At 74.0% G+C, this 15,465-nt stretch carries 13 protein-coding genes and 1 pseudogene; 9 read left to right on the forward strand and 5 right to left on the reverse strand.

Going from position 1 to position 15,465, the window contains the following annotated elements:
* The first annotated feature begins 8 nt into the window (after positions 1-8).
* The 8 genes from ACFZDL_RS29415 to ACFZDL_RS29450 all read left to right on the forward strand — a co-directional run bounded on the left by ACFZDL_RS29415 (position 9) and on the right by ACFZDL_RS29450 (position 7,607).
* The gene (locus ACFZDL_RS29415; protein WP_353594260.1) at positions 9-1,505 is read left to right on the forward strand and encodes an ABC transporter substrate-binding protein; all 1,497 of its coding nucleotides are present in this window, start codon (positions 9-11) and stop codon (positions 1,503-1,505) included.
* Positions 1,506-1,552: 47 nt separating this feature from the next.
* Entirely contained in the window at positions 1,553-3,301 is a 1,749-nt protein-coding gene (locus ACFZDL_RS29420; RefSeq protein WP_353594261.1) for an ABC transporter permease subunit, read from the forward strand.
* Positions 3,298-4,587, forward strand: coding sequence for an MFS transporter (locus ACFZDL_RS29425; protein ID WP_353594262.1), 1,290 nt, complete (start codon positions 3,298-3,300; stop codon positions 4,585-4,587). The genes ACFZDL_RS29420 and ACFZDL_RS29425 overlap by 4 nt, the downstream gene beginning before the upstream one ends.
* Before the next feature lie 101 nt (positions 4,588-4,688).
* On the forward strand, positions 4,689-4,769 hold the full coding sequence (locus ACFZDL_RS29430) for a putative leader peptide (RefSeq protein ID WP_353594285.1): 81 nt from the start codon (positions 4,689-4,691) through the stop codon (positions 4,767-4,769).
* Between the two features lie 217 nt (positions 4,770-4,986).
* Positions 4,987-5,541, forward strand: coding sequence for an NADPH-dependent FMN reductase (ssuE, locus tag ACFZDL_RS29435; RefSeq protein ID WP_353594264.1), 555 nt, complete (start codon positions 4,987-4,989; stop codon positions 5,539-5,541).
* A gap of 59 nt (positions 5,542-5,600) precedes the next feature.
* Entirely contained in the window at positions 5,601-6,725 is a 1,125-nt protein-coding gene (locus ACFZDL_RS29440; protein ID WP_353594265.1) for an LLM class flavin-dependent oxidoreductase, read from the forward strand.
* Positions 6,726-6,843: 118 nt separating this feature from the next.
* Entirely contained in the window at positions 6,844-7,074 is a 231-nt protein-coding gene (locus tag ACFZDL_RS29445) for a DUF1348 family protein (RefSeq protein ID WP_353594266.1), read from the forward strand.
* Between the two features lie 128 nt (positions 7,075-7,202).
* The gene (locus ACFZDL_RS29450) at positions 7,203-7,607 is read left to right on the forward strand and encodes a VOC family protein (protein WP_353594267.1); all 405 of its coding nucleotides are present in this window, start codon (positions 7,203-7,205) and stop codon (positions 7,605-7,607) included.
* A gap of 5 nt (positions 7,608-7,612) precedes the next feature.
* Here ACFZDL_RS29450 and ACFZDL_RS29455 read toward each other — a convergent pair whose 3' ends face one another.
* Genes ACFZDL_RS29455 through ACFZDL_RS29475 form a run of 5 tightly spaced genes read right to left on the reverse strand, consistent with a single transcriptional unit; the run spans position 7,613 to position 12,908 of the window.
* Positions 7,613-8,362, reverse strand: a complete 750-nt coding sequence (locus tag ACFZDL_RS29455) for a DUF6182 family protein (protein WP_353594268.1) — start codon at positions 8,360-8,362, stop codon at positions 7,613-7,615.
* On the reverse strand, positions 8,359-9,666 hold the full coding sequence (locus ACFZDL_RS29460) for a hypothetical protein (protein WP_353594269.1): 1,308 nt from the start codon (positions 9,664-9,666) through the stop codon (positions 8,359-8,361). Before ACFZDL_RS29460 ends, ACFZDL_RS29455 begins: the two co-directional genes overlap by 4 nt.
* Positions 9,663-10,523 (reverse strand): SAM-dependent methyltransferase, encoded by an 861-nt coding sequence (locus ACFZDL_RS29465; protein WP_353594270.1) that lies wholly within the window; start codon positions 10,521-10,523, stop codon positions 9,663-9,665. The genes ACFZDL_RS29460 and ACFZDL_RS29465 overlap by 4 nt, the downstream gene beginning before the upstream one ends.
* A complete protein-coding gene (locus tag ACFZDL_RS29470) occupies positions 10,520-12,277 on the reverse strand; it encodes a GH3 auxin-responsive promoter family protein (RefSeq protein ID WP_353594271.1) in 1,758 nt (585 codons plus the stop codon). Before ACFZDL_RS29470 ends, ACFZDL_RS29465 begins: the two co-directional genes overlap by 4 nt.
* Positions 12,264-12,908 (reverse strand): hypothetical protein, encoded by a 645-nt coding sequence (locus ACFZDL_RS29475; RefSeq protein ID WP_353594272.1) that lies wholly within the window; start codon positions 12,906-12,908, stop codon positions 12,264-12,266. Before ACFZDL_RS29475 ends, ACFZDL_RS29470 begins: the two co-directional genes overlap by 14 nt.
* A gap of 688 nt (positions 12,909-13,596) precedes the next feature.
* Between ACFZDL_RS29475 and ACFZDL_RS29480 the strand changes: the two are divergent.
* A pseudogene (locus ACFZDL_RS29480) lies at positions 13,597-15,450 on the forward strand (BTAD domain-containing putative transcriptional regulator); the annotation flags it as partial.
* Positions 15,451-15,465: the final 15 nt, after the last annotated feature.

Below are 15,465 nucleotides of genomic sequence, written 5' to 3' on the forward strand. Positions count from 1 at the left end.
CGAGGACCATGCGCTTCGCCCGCCGCCGCCGGCTGCTCTCCGGCCTGCTGCTCGCCCCGCTGCTCTCCGGCTGCTTCGCCGCCGAGGACAACTCCTCCCCGTCCGGCTCCGGATCCGGCACACGGCTGCGCGTCGCGCTCGCCTTCCCGCCCGCCGAGAACTTCTCGCCGTACGGCAGTGACGCCACCCTGCTCAGCCGGCTCGGCGTCACGGAGGGGCTGACCCGGCTCGACGCCAACGGCGCCGCGTCCCCCGCGCTCGCCGAATCATGGCGTCAGGAGAACGAGCACGCCTGGCTGTTCACCCTGCGCGAGGCCCGGTTCCAGGACGGGACCGACCTCACCCCGGCCGCGGCCGCCACCTCCCTCACCCGCGCCACCCGGGCCGACCCGGCCCCCGCCGCGCTCTCCGGGACGAAGCTCACCGCCGAACCCGTCGGCAAGCGGCAGGTCCGCGTCACCACCCCCGACCCCGACCCCGCGCTGCCGCTGCGGCTGTCCAGCCCGAGCCTGGCCGTGCTGTCCGCCAAGGCGTACCGGAAGAAGGGCACCGTCGACCCGGCCGGCGCCGCCACCGGACCGTATGTGCTCACCAAGGCAGGCGGCGGCAACCGGGCCACCTTGGACCGTTTCGACGACTACTGGGGAGGCCGGGCCCAGGCCTCCGGCGTCGACGCGCGGTTCATCGCCGACGGCACCGCCCGCACCAACGCCCTGCGCACCGGCGAGGTGGACATCGCCGAAGCCGTGCCGGTCGCCCAGACCTCCTCACTCGAGGCGGGCACCGCCCGCGAACTGGCCACCGCCCGCACCACCAGCCTGCTGCTGAACACCCGCTCCGGCCCCTTCAAGGACCCGAAGGTGCGGGCCGCGGCCCGGGAGGCGGTGGACACCTCGGTCCTCGCCAAGGACGTGTACGAGGGCCGCGCCGACCGCGGTCAGGGCGTGTTCGGACCCGCCCTGACCTGGGCGGCCGGCAAACGCGTGGAGCCGAAGGAGCGGGCGCGCGCCGCGCGCGTCCACGGCACCGCCATCACCCTCGCCACCTACGACAACCGGCCCGAGCTGCCCGAGGTCGCCCAGGTGCTGCAACAGCAGCTGAAGAAGGCCGGGTTCACGGTCGAGGTGGAGGTGCGCGAGTCCTCGCGGATCGAAGGCGACGCGCTCGCCGGCGAGTTCGACGCCTTCGTCGGCGCGCGCAACACCATGCTCGACACCGGCGACCCGGTCTCCGTCCTCGCCAGCGACTTCACCTGCGACGGCAGCTACAACCTGGCGCTGCTGTGCGACAAGCGGGTCGACCGGGCGGTCGCCGCGGCCCGGTCCGCGGCCGACCCCGTGAAGCGCCAGGACGCGACGATGGCGGCGGAGGCCGAGGTCCTGCGCACGGACGCGACCGTCCCGCTCGTGCACCAGCGGATCGTCCACGGCGTCCGCACCTCGGTCCACGGCGTGCTCCTCGACCCGTACGAGCGCACCCTCATCGGCCCCGGGACCCGGCGCTGAGCGCCATACGCCGCGGCGCCCCGGCGGGCGCGCTGTGGCGCGTCACCGTGGCCGCGGCCCTGCTGTGCGGCATCGGCTTGCTGCCGTGGCTCTCCCGCACCGACCCCGCACGCACCGTGCTGGAGGCCCGGTCGGCCGAACGCGACCCCGCCCCGGAGGTGCTGGCCGCCGTACGCGACGAACTCGGCCTCGACGCCGGGCCCGTCCACCTGCTCGGCCAGTGGCTCGGCGGACTGCCGCGCGGCGACGCCGGCCACTCCTGGATCTCGGGCGAGCCCGTACTGCCCGCCGTCGCCACGGCCCTCGGCGCCTCACTGCTGCTCATGGCCGCGGCCCTGGCCGTCGCCGTGCTCACTGCCGCCGCGGTGTGCGCGCGCACCCTGAGGCTGGGCCCGGTCCGGGCGACCCCCGGACCGGGCCCCGGGGCGCGGCGCACCGGCGGCGCGGCGGCGATGCTCGCCGCGCTGCCCGAGTTCCTGACCGCCTCCGTCCTGGCCACCGTGGTCGGGGTGCAGCTCGGGTGGCTGCCCGCGCTCGGCTGGTACGGGCCGCGCTGGCTCGTCCTGCCCGCCCTGGCCATCGGCCTGCCCACCGGGGCGCTGCTCGGCCGGATGCTCGACGACGCGCTGCCCGGCTCCTTCGCCGAACCGTGGGCGCGGGCCGCCGCCGCCCGAGGCATCCCGGGCCGGCGCATCGCCCGGCACGCGCTGCGCCGGTGCGTCCCCGGACTGCTGCCCAACCTCGGGCTCTTCGTGGTCGGCCTCACCGGCGGCGCGGTCGCCGTGGAGCAGATCTTCGACATACCCGGGCTCGGCCGGCTCACTCTGGAAGCCGCCATCGCCCAGGACCTGCCCGTGCTCCAGGCCGGCACGCTCGCCCTGGTGGCGCTCGCCGCCGCCGTGAGCGGCCTGGCCCACCTCGCGGGCCGCGCCCTCCTCGGGCCCGCGCTGCGCGACGGCGCGCTGGTCACCCTGCACCGGCCCGCCGCCCCGGAGCCCCGCACGCTGCCCCTGCTCCTCGGCGCGCTGCTGCTCGGCGTCATCGCCCTCGGCCTGGCCCGCGACCCGCTGGCGCTGGACACCGCCGCCCGGCTCCGGCCCCCCTCCTGGGCGCATCCGTTCGGCACCGACGCCCTGGGCCGCGACCTGCTGGCCCGGGTCGGTCACGGCGCCCTCACCACCCTCGCCCTGGCTCTCGCGGTCAGCGTCGCGGCGCTGCTGGCCGGAGTGGCGCTCGGGCTGGTGCCACGGGTGTCCCAGGCCCTCGTCGACACCGTCAACGCCGTACCGGCCGTGCTCGCCGGACTCCTCGTCACCGGCGTCACCGGCGGCGGCCCCGCCACGCCCGCGCTCGCCGTGGCCGCGGTCGCCTGGGCCCCGCTGGCCGCGCACACGGCCGCCCTGCTGCGGCAGGAGCTCGCCACCACCCACCTCGCCGCCACCCGCGCGCTCGGCGCCGGACGGCTGCATGTGCTGCGGCGCGCCCTGCTGCCCGCCGTACTGCCACCGGTCACCCGGCACGCGCTGCTGCGGCTGCCCTCGGTGGCGCTCGCCCTCGCCTCCCTCGGCTTCCTCGGCCTCGGCGCCCAGCCGCCGTCCCCCGAATGGGGTCTGCTGCTGGCCGAGAACCACCCGTACGCCGAGCGCGCCCCCTGGGCGGTGCTGGCCCCCGCCGCGATGCTCGCCGTCCTCGGCGCGCTGGCGGTCACCGCGGCCGACGGGGTGCGGTGGCCGTGGCCGGGCCGCGCCCGGCGCGGCGGCCGGGCGCCCTCCGCGCTGCGGCAGCGGGCCCGATGACCGGCACCCGGGCGCCGGCCGGCCCGACCCGCCGCCGGCGGCGGCGCGCCGGGCTGCCGCCGCTGCCGCCCCTGCTGCGGCTGCTGATCCGGACCCAGCTCGCCTTCAACATCGGCTTCTACGCGGTCCTGCCCTTCCTCGCGGAACACCTCGGCACCGCCATCGGCATGGCCGGCTGGCTGGTCGGCCTGGTGCTCGGCCTGCGCACCTTCAGCCAACAGGGGCTGTTCGTGGTGGGCGGCGCCCTCGCCGACCGCTACGGCATCCGGCCGGTGGTGCTGGCGGGCTGCACGCTGCGGATCGCGGGTTTCGCATGGCTGGGCTGGGCGGAGCGCACCTGGGCGGTGATCGGCGCGGTGCTGCTGATCGGCTTCGCGGCCGCGCTGTTCTCGCCCGCCGTGGAGTCCGAGGTGGCCCGCCAGGCGGTGGCCTGGGAGAAGGCGGGCGGCGGACCCCGCACCCGCGTCCTGGCGCTGTTCTCCGTCGCCGGGCAGGCCGGGGCGTTCGTGGGACCGCTGCTGGGCGCCCTCCTGCTGGCCGTGGACTTCCGCGCCGTATGCCTGGCCGGGGCGGCGGTCTTCGTCCTCGTCCTGGCCGGACATCTGCGGCTGCTGCCCCAGCACATCCCCAGCCGCGCGGACGCCGGCAAGGACTCGGTCCCCGGGGGCGCCCGGCCCCCGGGCGGCGTACGGGCGCTGCTGCGCAACCGGCGCTTTCTCGCGCTGTGTCTGGCGTACGGCGTCTACTTGCTGGCGTACAACCAGCTCTACCTCGCCCTGCCCCTGGAAGTGGAGCGCGCGGTGGGCTCGCAGGCCCCGCTGGCCTGGCTGTTCGCCCTCTCCTCGGCGCTGGTCGTGACCGCCCAACTGCCCATCACCCACTGGGCGGCCGCCCGGCTTGACCTGCGCCGCTCCATGACGGCCGGGCTGCTGCTGCTCTCCGTGGGATTCGCCGCCGTCGCCGCCGCCCGCCCCGCCGCCTGGACGGGCACCGCCGGGCTGCTCCCGTCGGCGGCACTCGTCGTCCTGCTGACCCTCGGCCAGATGCTGCTCGCCCCGGCCGCCCGGGCCTGGGTACCCGACCTCGCCGACGAGGGCCGGCTCGGCCTCTACACCGGCGCGCTGTCGTCCGTCTCCGGCCTGGTCGTCCTGGCCGGCAGCGCGGCGACCGGCTCGCTGCTCGACGCCGACCTGCCGGCCGCGGTTCCCTGGCTGGTGCTCACCGCGCTCCCGGTGGCCGCGGTCGCCCTGCTGCCGCGCCACCGGGACGCCGGGCCCACCCGGTGAACGCGTCGGTCTCAAAGGAACGACGCCGACCATGTCCGGGATGTGGAAACCCGCTTGGTGCTCCTTGACCGGATGTACTCGCCACTGATTTGATCGAGGACATGAAGCGACAGGATCTCACGCGGCGACGCCACGTCGATCTCGCGCGTGTCTCCAGCGCGTCCTGTCCCTGCCGGGCCTGAGCGAGCCCGCCCCCGTCCTCCCCGCATCCTCGTCGCGCCGCCTTTGACACATCCCGGCCGCGCGCGTCCCGGCTGTGCGCTCTCCCACGCCACGAGGTCACCAGCGTGATCGCGGCACCGCACCCGTACGCCTCGATGCCCCGTCAACTCGCTCTCGCGCCCTGACCGGCCGACCGGCCGGACCACCGCAGCGCACCACCTCCCCGAAGGGTCCTTCATGGCCACCGTCCTGTCCGTCTCCGGAAGCCCCTCCGCCACCTCCCGCACCGCCCGGCTGCTGCGCCACCTGGACGCCCGGCTGGAACGTCACGGACACGAGGTGATACCGCTGGACGTCCGCACCATCCCCGCCGAAGCGCTGCTGGGCGCCGACTTCGCGCACCCGGCCATCGTCCGGGCCACCGCCTTGTTCGCGCGCGCGGACGGCGTCGTCATCGGTACGCCCATCTACAAGGCCGCCTACTCCGGTCTGCTGAAGTCCCTGCTGGACCTGCTCCCGCAGTACGCGCTCGACGGCAAGACCGTGCTGCCGCTGGCCACCGGCGGCACCACGGCCCACGTCCTGGCCATCGACTACGCGCTGCGTCCGGTGCTCAGCTCCATGGGCGCCGGGCACATCGTCCAGGGCTGGTTCACCCTCGACAAGGACCTCCAGGTCGGGCCGGACGGAGCCCTCACCATCGCCCCCGGCCCCGCCGAAGCCCTCACCCAGGTCGTCGACCGGTTCTCCCTCGCGCTCGGCGGCACCCCGCTGCTCGCCGCCGCCGGCTGACACCGACGGCGCCCCCCCGCCCCCTGCCGGCCGCACGCCACCTCGAACGGAGTTTCCCCGTGAGTCTCACCTTCCACTGGTTTCTACCCACCAACGGCGACAGCCGCCATGTCGTCGGCGGCGGCCACGGCAGCCCGGCCACCGCGAGCGGTGGCGACCGGCCGCCGTCGGTGGGCTACCTCTCCCAGATCGCCCGTGCGGCCGAGGACTTGGGGTTTGTGGGGGCGCTGACGCCGACCGGGGCCTGGTGCGAGGACGCGTGGCTGACCACCGCGATGGTCAGTCAGCGCACCGAGCGGCTGAAGTTCCTGGTGGCTTTCCGGCCCGGGTTCCTGTCGCCCACGTTCGCGGCGCAGATGGCCTCGACCTACCAGCGGCAGACCGGTGGGCGGCTGCTGCTCAACGTCGTCACGGGTGGCGAGAGCCGGGAGCAGCGCGCGTATGGGGACTTCCTGGACAAGGACGCCCGGTATGCGCGCACCGGTGAGTTCCTGGGCATCGTGCGTGATCTGTGGGACGGGAAGACCGTGGATGTGGCGGGTGAGCATCTGCGGGTGGAGGAGGCCAAGCTGGCCCGGCTGCCCGACCCCGTCCCCGAGGTGTACTTCGGCGGTTCCTCTGCTGCCGCCGGAGCCGTGGCGGCCCGGCACGCGGATGTCTACCTCACCTGGGGTGAGCCGCCGGCGGCGGTGGCGGAGAAGATCGCGTGGGTGCGGGGGCTGGCGGCGAAGGAGGGGCGGAGCCCGCGGTTCGGCATCCGGCTGCATGTGATCACGCGGGACACCGCGGAGCAGGCGTGGGCCGAGGCGCGGCGGTTGCTGGAGGGGTTCGACGAGGAGACCGTTCGGGCGGTGCAGGAGGGCCTGGGCCGCAGTGAGTCCGAGGGGCAGCAGCGGATGCTCGCGCTGCACGGCGGGGGCCGGGACGGGCTGGAGATCCACCCCAATCTGTGGGCCGGTATCGGGCTGGTGCGCGGTGGCGCGGGGACCGCGCTGGTCGGCAGCCACGCCGAGGTCGCCGACCGGATCGCCGAGTACCACGCCCTGGGCCTCGACGAGTTCATCCTGTCCGGATACCCGCACCTGGAAGAGGCGTACTGGTTCGGCGAGGGCGTGCTGCCGATCCTGCGCGACCGTGGCCTGTGGAACCACCCCTTCCGTGGCGAGGAGCGGATCGCCGTTTAGACCCGTTCAGACCGCGTCCGCTGACCGGCCCTGCGGCGCTTGCGTGAGAACCATCGTTCTCGTACAGCCCTCGGCAGAGGATGAGAACGATGGTTCTCTCCTGTGAGGAGCTGCTGATATGTCCGAGGAATCGCGTCCCCCGTTCCCTCCCTTCACCAGGGAAACCGCCATCCGGAAGGTCCGCGCCGCCGAGGACGGCTGGAACTCCCGCGACCCCGGGAAGGTCGCCCTGACGCGCTGCCACGCAAGCATCAACGACCTGCCGATCAAGGAATCGGAGCGCAGGTTCCACTGGCCGCTGGGCCGCCGCCCGGACGATCACCCGGGGCTGAGCGACCTCGGCCTGTGAGGCCCTTGGCGTGCGCTCGACGGGGTGGGCGGCCGCCGACTAGGCTCAGGAGTACGGCATCGCGTGTCGGTCACCGGCTGGGTGAGGCATGGAGGTGTCCGGGACATGCTTTGTGGAGGCATTCCACCATGTCAGTCGAGCTGAATCACACCATCGTGCACTCCCGGGACAAGCGGGAGTCCGCCGAGTTCCTGGCGAACATCCTGGGTCTTGAGGTCGGTGCCGAATGGGGCCCGTTCATCCCCGTGGACACCAGTAACGGAGTCACCCTGGACTTCGCCACGGTCCCGGCCGAGCCCATCACCACGCAGCACTACGCCTTCCTCATCTCCGACGAGGAGTTCGACGCGGCTTTCGGGCGGATCAAGGACGCGGGGATCACCTACTACGCCGATCCGCACGGGAAGCAGCCGGGCGAGATCAACCATTACTACGGCGGGCGCGGCCTGTACTTCCACGATCCGGCCGGCCACGTCATGGAGATCATCACCCGTCCCTACGGCAGCGACGAGGAGGACTCGTCGGCGTCGTAAGGCAGTCACCGGACCGCGCCCACGGTCTCCTCGCTCAGACAGGCGTAGGCCCGCAGCCGGTCCGGGTGCTCGCGCTCCGCGCCGACCCGCAGCGCCGCGTACGGCCCTGAGAGCCCCGCAAGGCGTGGCACCTGACGGATGATCAGAGTGTCGCCAGGGGCTATCAGGCCGTCCAGGACCGCCTCCACGAGCAGATGGTTGAGGTGCACCAGACAGTCCGCGACCGTGATCCCGGCCGTGGCCACATACAGCTCGCGCCGCACGGGCGGCCGGTGGCGCGGGCCGATGGCCTCCGGGATCCGGACGGGAGTGTCGGGGCGGAGTGGCAGGCCGCTGGAACCGTCGAAGAGCTTGAGCAGTCTGCGCAGCCCGGCGGAGGCGCCCGCCGGGGCCGGTCCTGTCCACGCGACCGAGCCGTCCTCGGCGATGTGGTCGAACCGGACCCGGTCGCCGAGGTTGTCCGGATTTCCCGCCAGGAAGACGGTACGGGAGAACGAGCCCCGCCACGCGGCCAGCCGCTCCGGCGCCAGGCCGAGGGCGAACTCACAGGTGGCGCGCGTCCACCCGGCCTGCTCGAAGCGGCGCACGACGGACACGGCGAGCAGCCCGTCGGTGTCCGCGAACTCCTGGATCCGGGCGTGCGCCTCCGACAGGGCGGTGGCGGTGGACCAGTCCACCTCCGCGGCCAGATCGGGGCGGGCGACCCGGATACGCCGTACGGCCTCGGCCCGCAGCAGGTCCTGGGAGAGCTTCACAGGAACACCGCCGGCAGCAGCTCGTGGACCGGGGCCGGGCGGTGCTTGGCCAGCAGCCCGGAGGTCAGGCGGTACGGGTCGACGTAGGTGTGGTCGCCGCGTTGCCGCGCCAGAAAACCGTCCAGCGCCGTGCCCGGCGAACTCGCCTTGCCCCGGGCCGCGTTGACCCGATCCGCCTTGCCCCGGGCGGCGTTGTCCCGATCCGCGCTCTCCGGGGCCGCGTCGGCCGTGGCCCCGTACGACGCGAGCATCCGCTCGGCGCGCACCACGCACTGGCGCAGCAGTTCCGGACGGAACGACTGCCGGTCACCCGGCCCGAGCGTGGCGATGAAGTACAGCCGCATGCCGAGCCGCAGCGCCGGTCCGTCGTGGTCGGCGCCCAGGGCATCGAGCAGCGCGCCCGCCGAGTGGCCGCGCCAGTCGCCGTGGCGTGCGGACCGGATCTGTCCGTCGATCGGCACCCGCCCCACCGGCACTCGCCGCACGACCGGGCCGAGCGCCGACAGCACGCGCTGCAGCAGCTGGTAGTCGGGCTCCAGCTCGCGGTCGTACAGCAGCACCACCTCGTCGTAGCCCGGGACGAGCGGGACCAGCTCACGCAGCGCGCACGCCAGGTAGTTGGGCCGCCCCTGCGCCGTGGCGATCTGCCGCAGCGGCAGCCCGTACCGGGTGGCGTCCAGGTAGACCGGCCCGCCGTACTCGCGCATGTCCAGGCACAGCCCGAGCGGCACCAGACGGTCGAGCACTTCGTCGAGGGTCATGCCGGGCGGCTGGTGTCCGGTGAGGCCGGGGTCGTGCATCCCGAGCCGCGCGTACTGCGCCGACCACAGCTCCAGGACGCGGGCGCTGGACGGATGCACCCAGCCGTGGTGCTCGATCGCGTCGAGGTACGGCCGCAGCGCGGACACCGGGGCCCGGCGGCCGTCGGCGCGGTAGCCGATGTACAGCTCGCCGATCTCCTCCTCGGACAGCTGGGAGTAGTCGGTGTCGCCGAGCGTGTGGTCCAGGTACTCCCAGAAGCCGAGGGTCTGGTCGGTGGGGTGGTAGGTGGTGGGGCTGTAGCGGTAGGTGACATCGGCCAGCCGCGCGGTGGCGCGGTACATCACATCGACCCAGAAGAGCCCCTTGAGGTGACTGGGAGTCAGCGGTTTGCCGGGGGTGATGGTGACCGGCGCGAGCAGGACCCGGGGCTGCCCGTGGCCGGCCGCGGCCCGGCCTTCGGCGCCACCGGGCAGCGGCGCCGGGCCCAGCGGCCGCCCGGGGGCGCCGCGGAGCAGCGGTACGGGTTCCGCGGTGCCGGTCATGCGGTCCGGCTTCCGTGGACCAGGAACACCCTCTCGGCGCCCTCGGCCGTACGCGGCGGCACGGGGTCCCGCCACCTGCCGTAGTGGGCCGACGGCTCCCCGGGCTGCACCGCCTCGACGGTGAAGCCGTGCCGCCCGAACAGCGCCTCGGGCTCGTCCGTGCCGAACACCCATGGGCAGCCCCAGCCGGCGAACACCTCGAGCAGGCCGCGCATGTTCGGCGCGGTCAGCGCCCTGTCGTTGACCACGTCCGCGCCGATGCGGCTGCCGGGTGCCGTGACCGCGGCGACCCGCCGCAGCAGCCCCTCGACCTGGCCTTGTGAGAAGTAGTACAGCAGCCCTTCGAAGAGCCAGGTCGAGGGCAGAGCGGGGTCGTAGCCCGCCTCCAGCAGAGCGTCCTCCCAGCCGGGGGCGAGCAGGTCGGCGGGGACCGGGCGGCGGTCGGCGCCGGGCCGCTCGGCGGCCAGCAGTTTCTCCTTGACCTCCAGGACCGAGGGCCGGTCGAGCTCGAAGAAGCGGATGTGGTCCGGCCACCCCAGCCGGTAGGCCCGCGCGTCCATGCCCGCCGGGGCCAGCACGATCTGGGTCATCGACGAATCGGCGGCGGCGCTCCGCAGCCAGTCGTCGAAGAAGCGGGTGCGGATGGGGTTGAAGTCGAAGGTGCTCGGCACCGTGCGCGGGACGTCGCCCTCCGGGAAGGTCGCCGAGCGGATCTCGGCCAGCAGCTCGGGGCCCGCGTCGCCGACGAGCGCTTGCGCGTACGGGTCGTGGTAGAGCCGGTCGTCCCTGCGGCTCTCCCCGGCCCGGAGCGCGGCGGTGAGCAGACAGGTGCGCTCGATGGCGTCGAGTTGCGTCATGATCGATCTCCTTGCCGGGCGGCGGCGCCGGTGAGCTGCCGCCAGTTCTCCGGGTCCTGTCGGAAAAGCCGGTCCTTGACCTGGGTGGGGCGCACCCCGCGGCCCACCGAGTCCTGCCACTCCTTCAGGAAGGCGTCCCTGTCGAGCCGGAGCAGGCCGGCGGGGCCCAGCCGGCCCGCGTCGCGAGCCGCGCGGTAGTCGGCCGACTCCCGGGTGAGCTCGGTGTCGAGCGCGGCGGTGAGCCGCCGTGTCTCGTTGGCGCTCCACGCCGTCTCGCCGGCCAGGGCGAACACATACCGGGGCGGCCGACCGCCGGTGGTCTCCACATGGCATGCGGCGTTGCGCACGGCGAGGCCGGCGCCGCCCAGCGCGGACTGCAGGGCCCGGACGACCTGTGCGTCGCGCAGCCGCTCCCCGGCCACGTCGGAGCGGTTCCCGCGGCCGGCGTACGACAGGCGCGGCACCCCGTCCACCGTGTCGACCACACGGACCACATCGCCGCCCGCGTAGCGGTACAGGCCGCCGACATGGCTGTAGATCGCGTGGTACTCCCGGCCCGGCTCCAGGTCGTGCGGTCCCAGCGTCTCCACATCGGGGCCCAGGTCGCGGTCGGCGTCCACGAACTCGTACACGGAAGCCGTGACGACCAGGCTGCCCGCCGTCGGGTGCCGGTCCAGCGCCACGGCGACCGGGCCCTCGGAGGCCGCCACGGGTGCCGGCAGGGCCGTCACCGAGGGGCCGAACTCCTCGCGGAGCCGGGGCAGATAGAGCGAGGCGAGGCCGGTGGTCCAGCAGAACAGCACCCGCATGTTCGGCCAGATGTGGGCGGGCCGTACGGTGCCGAAGTACGCGGCCAGGCGCTCCAGCTCGGCGGCGCGCCCGGGGTTGGGGGAGCGGAACGGATGGCCGCCGAGCGTGCCGTCGCGGACGTCCTTGACGATCCGCGGCCACCACAGCCTCAGCTGGTACGGCACCGCGGCGACCATCGCCGGATTGATCCCGATGACACAGCGCACATCGCTCTCGACGGCCATGCGCAGCCGCAGATACATCTTCTCCACGTGGTCGTCCGCCGCCACCGGCACCGGCAGGGTGGCCCAGGGGGCGGCGGTGCCGGGCTCGGCCGACAGGTGCTCACCGAACATCCTCCCGAAGTCCACCTGGCTGGCGCCGACGTGGGGGCGCCCGGAGGCGGTGGTCGCGGGAGCGACGACGGGGTCGTGCTTGAGGTTGAGCACCGCGTCCGGCCGGGTGAGGACATCCGGGAAGTGTTCGGCCATCGGGGCCCACGCGGCGTAGTAGAAGGGGAAGAAGGTGGTGTGCATGAAGCGCGGGGTGACCGGGATCTTCTTGTGCGCCCCCGTGCTGCCGCTGCTGGTGAAGAACACCGCGGGCTGGTCGGCGGTCAGGACGTTCGGCTCGCCCTCGGCCATGCGCTCGATCCACGGCGAGAGCGCCGCGTAGTCCTGGACCGGAACCGCCTTGCGGAGGTCGTCCAGGGTGCGCAGGCGGTCGAAGCCGTGGGCCTTGCCGTAGTCGGTTCCCGCGTTGAACGTCAGCAGGTCGGTGAGGACTTCGCGCTGCCGCGCCGCCGGGTCGGAGAACGCCCGCCGCAGCCGCTTCCGCTCCTCGAACACGCGCGCCCGGTACCGGTCGAGCCGGTCCTCGGCGGCCGCGGGCTCCGCGGTCCGCTCCTCGGAGTCCGGGGGCCGGGTGTTCGGGGGCTCTGCGGCCTGGGGCTCAGCGGTCTTCATCTGACAACACCTTTCGTATGGCCTGAGCGGTCTGGGCGACATCGCCCTGCGCCCGGATCACCGTGACCGGCAGATGGCTGATCTCGTCGAGCATCAGGCGCCGCAACCTGGTCTGGTAGGCCGCGAAACCCTTGGGGTCGGGGCGGTCGCCGTAGTACTCCAGCCGGTTGGTGTCCGCGCCGTTGCCGGAGCGGCGCCAGGCCGTGGCGGTGGACACGTCCAGGAACACCACGCGGCGCGGCTGCGGAAAGGAACGCCACCACGTGAACATCGGGTTGTCCCGCAGCCCGGCGAGCCTGCACTTGGCCAAGATCTTGTAGTAGTACGAGTCGACGAGCGTGGGTGACGATGTGTCGCGCTCCTCGATGCGGTCCCGCAGGTGCACCACCGCCGTCTGCAGCATGCTGGCCGTGAACTCCGGCGAGTAGTCCCTCCCCAGGGACGGAAGCACATCCACCGCCACATCCCTGCGCAGCCGGCCGATCAGCGCGTGGGAGGGCTGAAGGAAACGTTCGTCCGTGGAGATGAGCCGCCAGGACGGGGACGACCTGGCGAACTCGGACATCACCGAAGACTTTCCGGCGTAGTCCGGCCCCAGAAGGACGGAGAAACCGGGATGAGTCGTCCGCACGATCGGCACTCCTTACGTAGTTCCGGTGCTGCACCGCGGGCCGGGCCGCGTGGCGGCCCGCCGATCGGCTGCCGGGGGTGCCGTCCCGGCTGGGTGGGGAAAGTCAACATCGCGGACATGGGCATCCGATCAGGAAGCGTTGGGAGGTGGCCGGATGTTCGGACGTCGAGCGCCGGAAAGTGGAGTGTCCCCCATCGGATCGGTGCTGACGTCGCACAACACGCCGCACGTCCGGGCCCGCCGAGGGCAAGACGATGTCCATATCCTGGTCCGTCCCTCGACGGGGACGGGCAGAAGGCCGGAAGACCGGACTTGCCTGCGGACTTTTCCCGCCGCGCGGAACACTGCTGCCCGCGAGCCCCCGGCGACTAGAGTGATCCACGAGCGTCGGGGGACAGGGCTCGGAGGCGAGGCAATGCGGGGGACGGCCTTTTCACGCGCGTGCAAGGAGCGGCAGTGGGCACGGCCGGCGGTCTTTCTCATGGTCTACGCGACGGTGGCCGCGCGGCTGGGAGAGCCCCACGAGGTGACGGCGCGCCAGTTCCACCGGTGGCGGCAACCCGGGCCGCCCTGCCCACAGCCCTCCGCGCAGCGTGTCCTGGAGGAGATGTTCGGCACCCCGCTGCACCACCTCGGCTTCGACGTGCCCGAACACCGCCGCCGTGACGCGGTGGCGCCCCCGGTGGCCATGGCCGGGCCGCCCCCGGCCGCGCTGCGGTTCACGGTCCTGGGGCCGGTGCGGGTGCGGCGCGGCGACGAGACACTGGCCGCGGGGCGGCCGCAGGAGCGCGCCCTGCTGTGCGCGCTGCTGATGCGCCGCGGCCACACGGCCACCGCGCAGGAGCTGATGGACGCGGTGTGGGGCGGCAAACCGCCGCCCCGCGCGCTCGCCACCCTGCGGACCTACGCCTTCCAGCTGCGCAAGACCCTGGGTCCCCGCGCCCTCGTCTCCGACTCCGGCGGATACGCCCTGCACATGCCGCCCGAGGCGCTGGACCTGATGGTGTGCGAGGGCCACGAGGCGCAGGCCAGGCTCGCCCGTGCCGCGGGCGATCTGCCGCGCGCCAGGACACTGCTCCGCAAGGCCCTGGACCTGTGGGACGGCGAACCCCTCGGTGGCGTCCCCGGGCCCTACGCGCAGGCCCAGCGCGCCCGTCTGACGGAGTGGTGGCTCACCCTGTTACAGGCCCGGCTGGAACTCGACCTGGAACTGGGCCACGACACGGCGGCCATCGCGGAGCTCACCGCGCTGTCCGTCGAGTACCCGCTGCGGGAGCGGCTGCGCGCGCTGCAGATGCTCGCGCTGTACCGCGGCGGCCGGCAGGCCGAGGCGCTGCGGGTGTACACCGACACCCGCCATCTGCTCGCCGAAGAGCTCGGTGTGGACCCGGGCCCCGAGCTGACCGAGCTCTACCAGAACATCCTGTGCGCGTCCCCGGCCCTCATCCGCCCTCCGGTTCCGCCGCCGCGCCCGCCCGCCAAGGACGCCGTCCCCTACGTCTCACCGCGCCCCGCGCAACTCCCCGCAGAGCCGCCCGACTTCACCGGCCGCACCGCCCTGGTGCACCGCCTGGCCGAGCAACTGTCCCGCGCCCAGGGCACGGTGATGCCCGTCCTCGCCGTCCGAGGGCTCGGCGGAGTGGGCAAGACCGCGCTGGCGTTACGGGTCGCCCACACGGTCCGCGGCCACTTCCCCGACGGGCAACTCCACGTCGACCTGCTCGGCCACGGCGACCGCCCCGCCCACCCCGGAGCCGCCCTCGCCGCGTTCTTGCGGGCCCTGGGCATCCCCGCCGCCGCCGTCCCCGAAGGAACACCCGAACGGGCCGCGCTGTACCGGTCCACCCTCGCCGGCCGCCGGGTGCTGGTCGTGCTCGACAACGCTCACGACGGACCCCAGATCCGTCCCCTGCTCCCCGGCGCCCCCGGCTGCGCCGCCCTGGTCACCAGCCGCGCCCGGCTCGCCGACCTCGACGGCGTCCGCCCGCTGGACCTCGACGTCATGACCCCGCAGGAAGCCCTCACCCTGTTCACCGGCGCCATCGGCGAGGAGCGCGCCGAGGCCGAACCCGCGGCCTGCCGGGACACCGTCGCCGCCTGTGGCTTCCTCCCCCTGGCCATCCGGATCGCCGCGGCCCGCCTGTCCGCCCGCCCCGCCTGGACCGTGTCCGCCCTGGCCACCCGGCTCGCCGACGAGCGCGGCAGACTGGACGAACTGCGGATCGGCGATCTCGCCGTCGCCTCCTGCTTCGCCCCCGCGTACCACCGACTCCGTCCCGACCAGGCCCGCGCCTTCCGTCTGCTGGCGCTCGCGGACGGCCCCGAGCTGTCCCTGCCCGTGGCCGCCGCGCTGCTCGGCCGCGACCGGCACGACCCGTCCGTCGAACCCCTCCTGGAATCCCTCGTCGACAGTGGCCTCCTGGAGTCACCCGCCCCCGGCCACTACCGCTACCACCCCCTGATCCGGCTCTACGCCCGCCGCGCCGACCACGAGGTCCCCGACCACGAGCGCGCGTCCGCGCCGGCGACGCGGCTGTACGACACCGGGGTGCCGCCA

Origin of the sequence: Streptomyces sp. NPDC007917 (genome assembly GCF_042959105.1) — a bacterium.
Classification (GTDB): domain Bacteria; phylum Actinomycetota; class Actinomycetes; order Streptomycetales; family Streptomycetaceae; genus Streptomyces.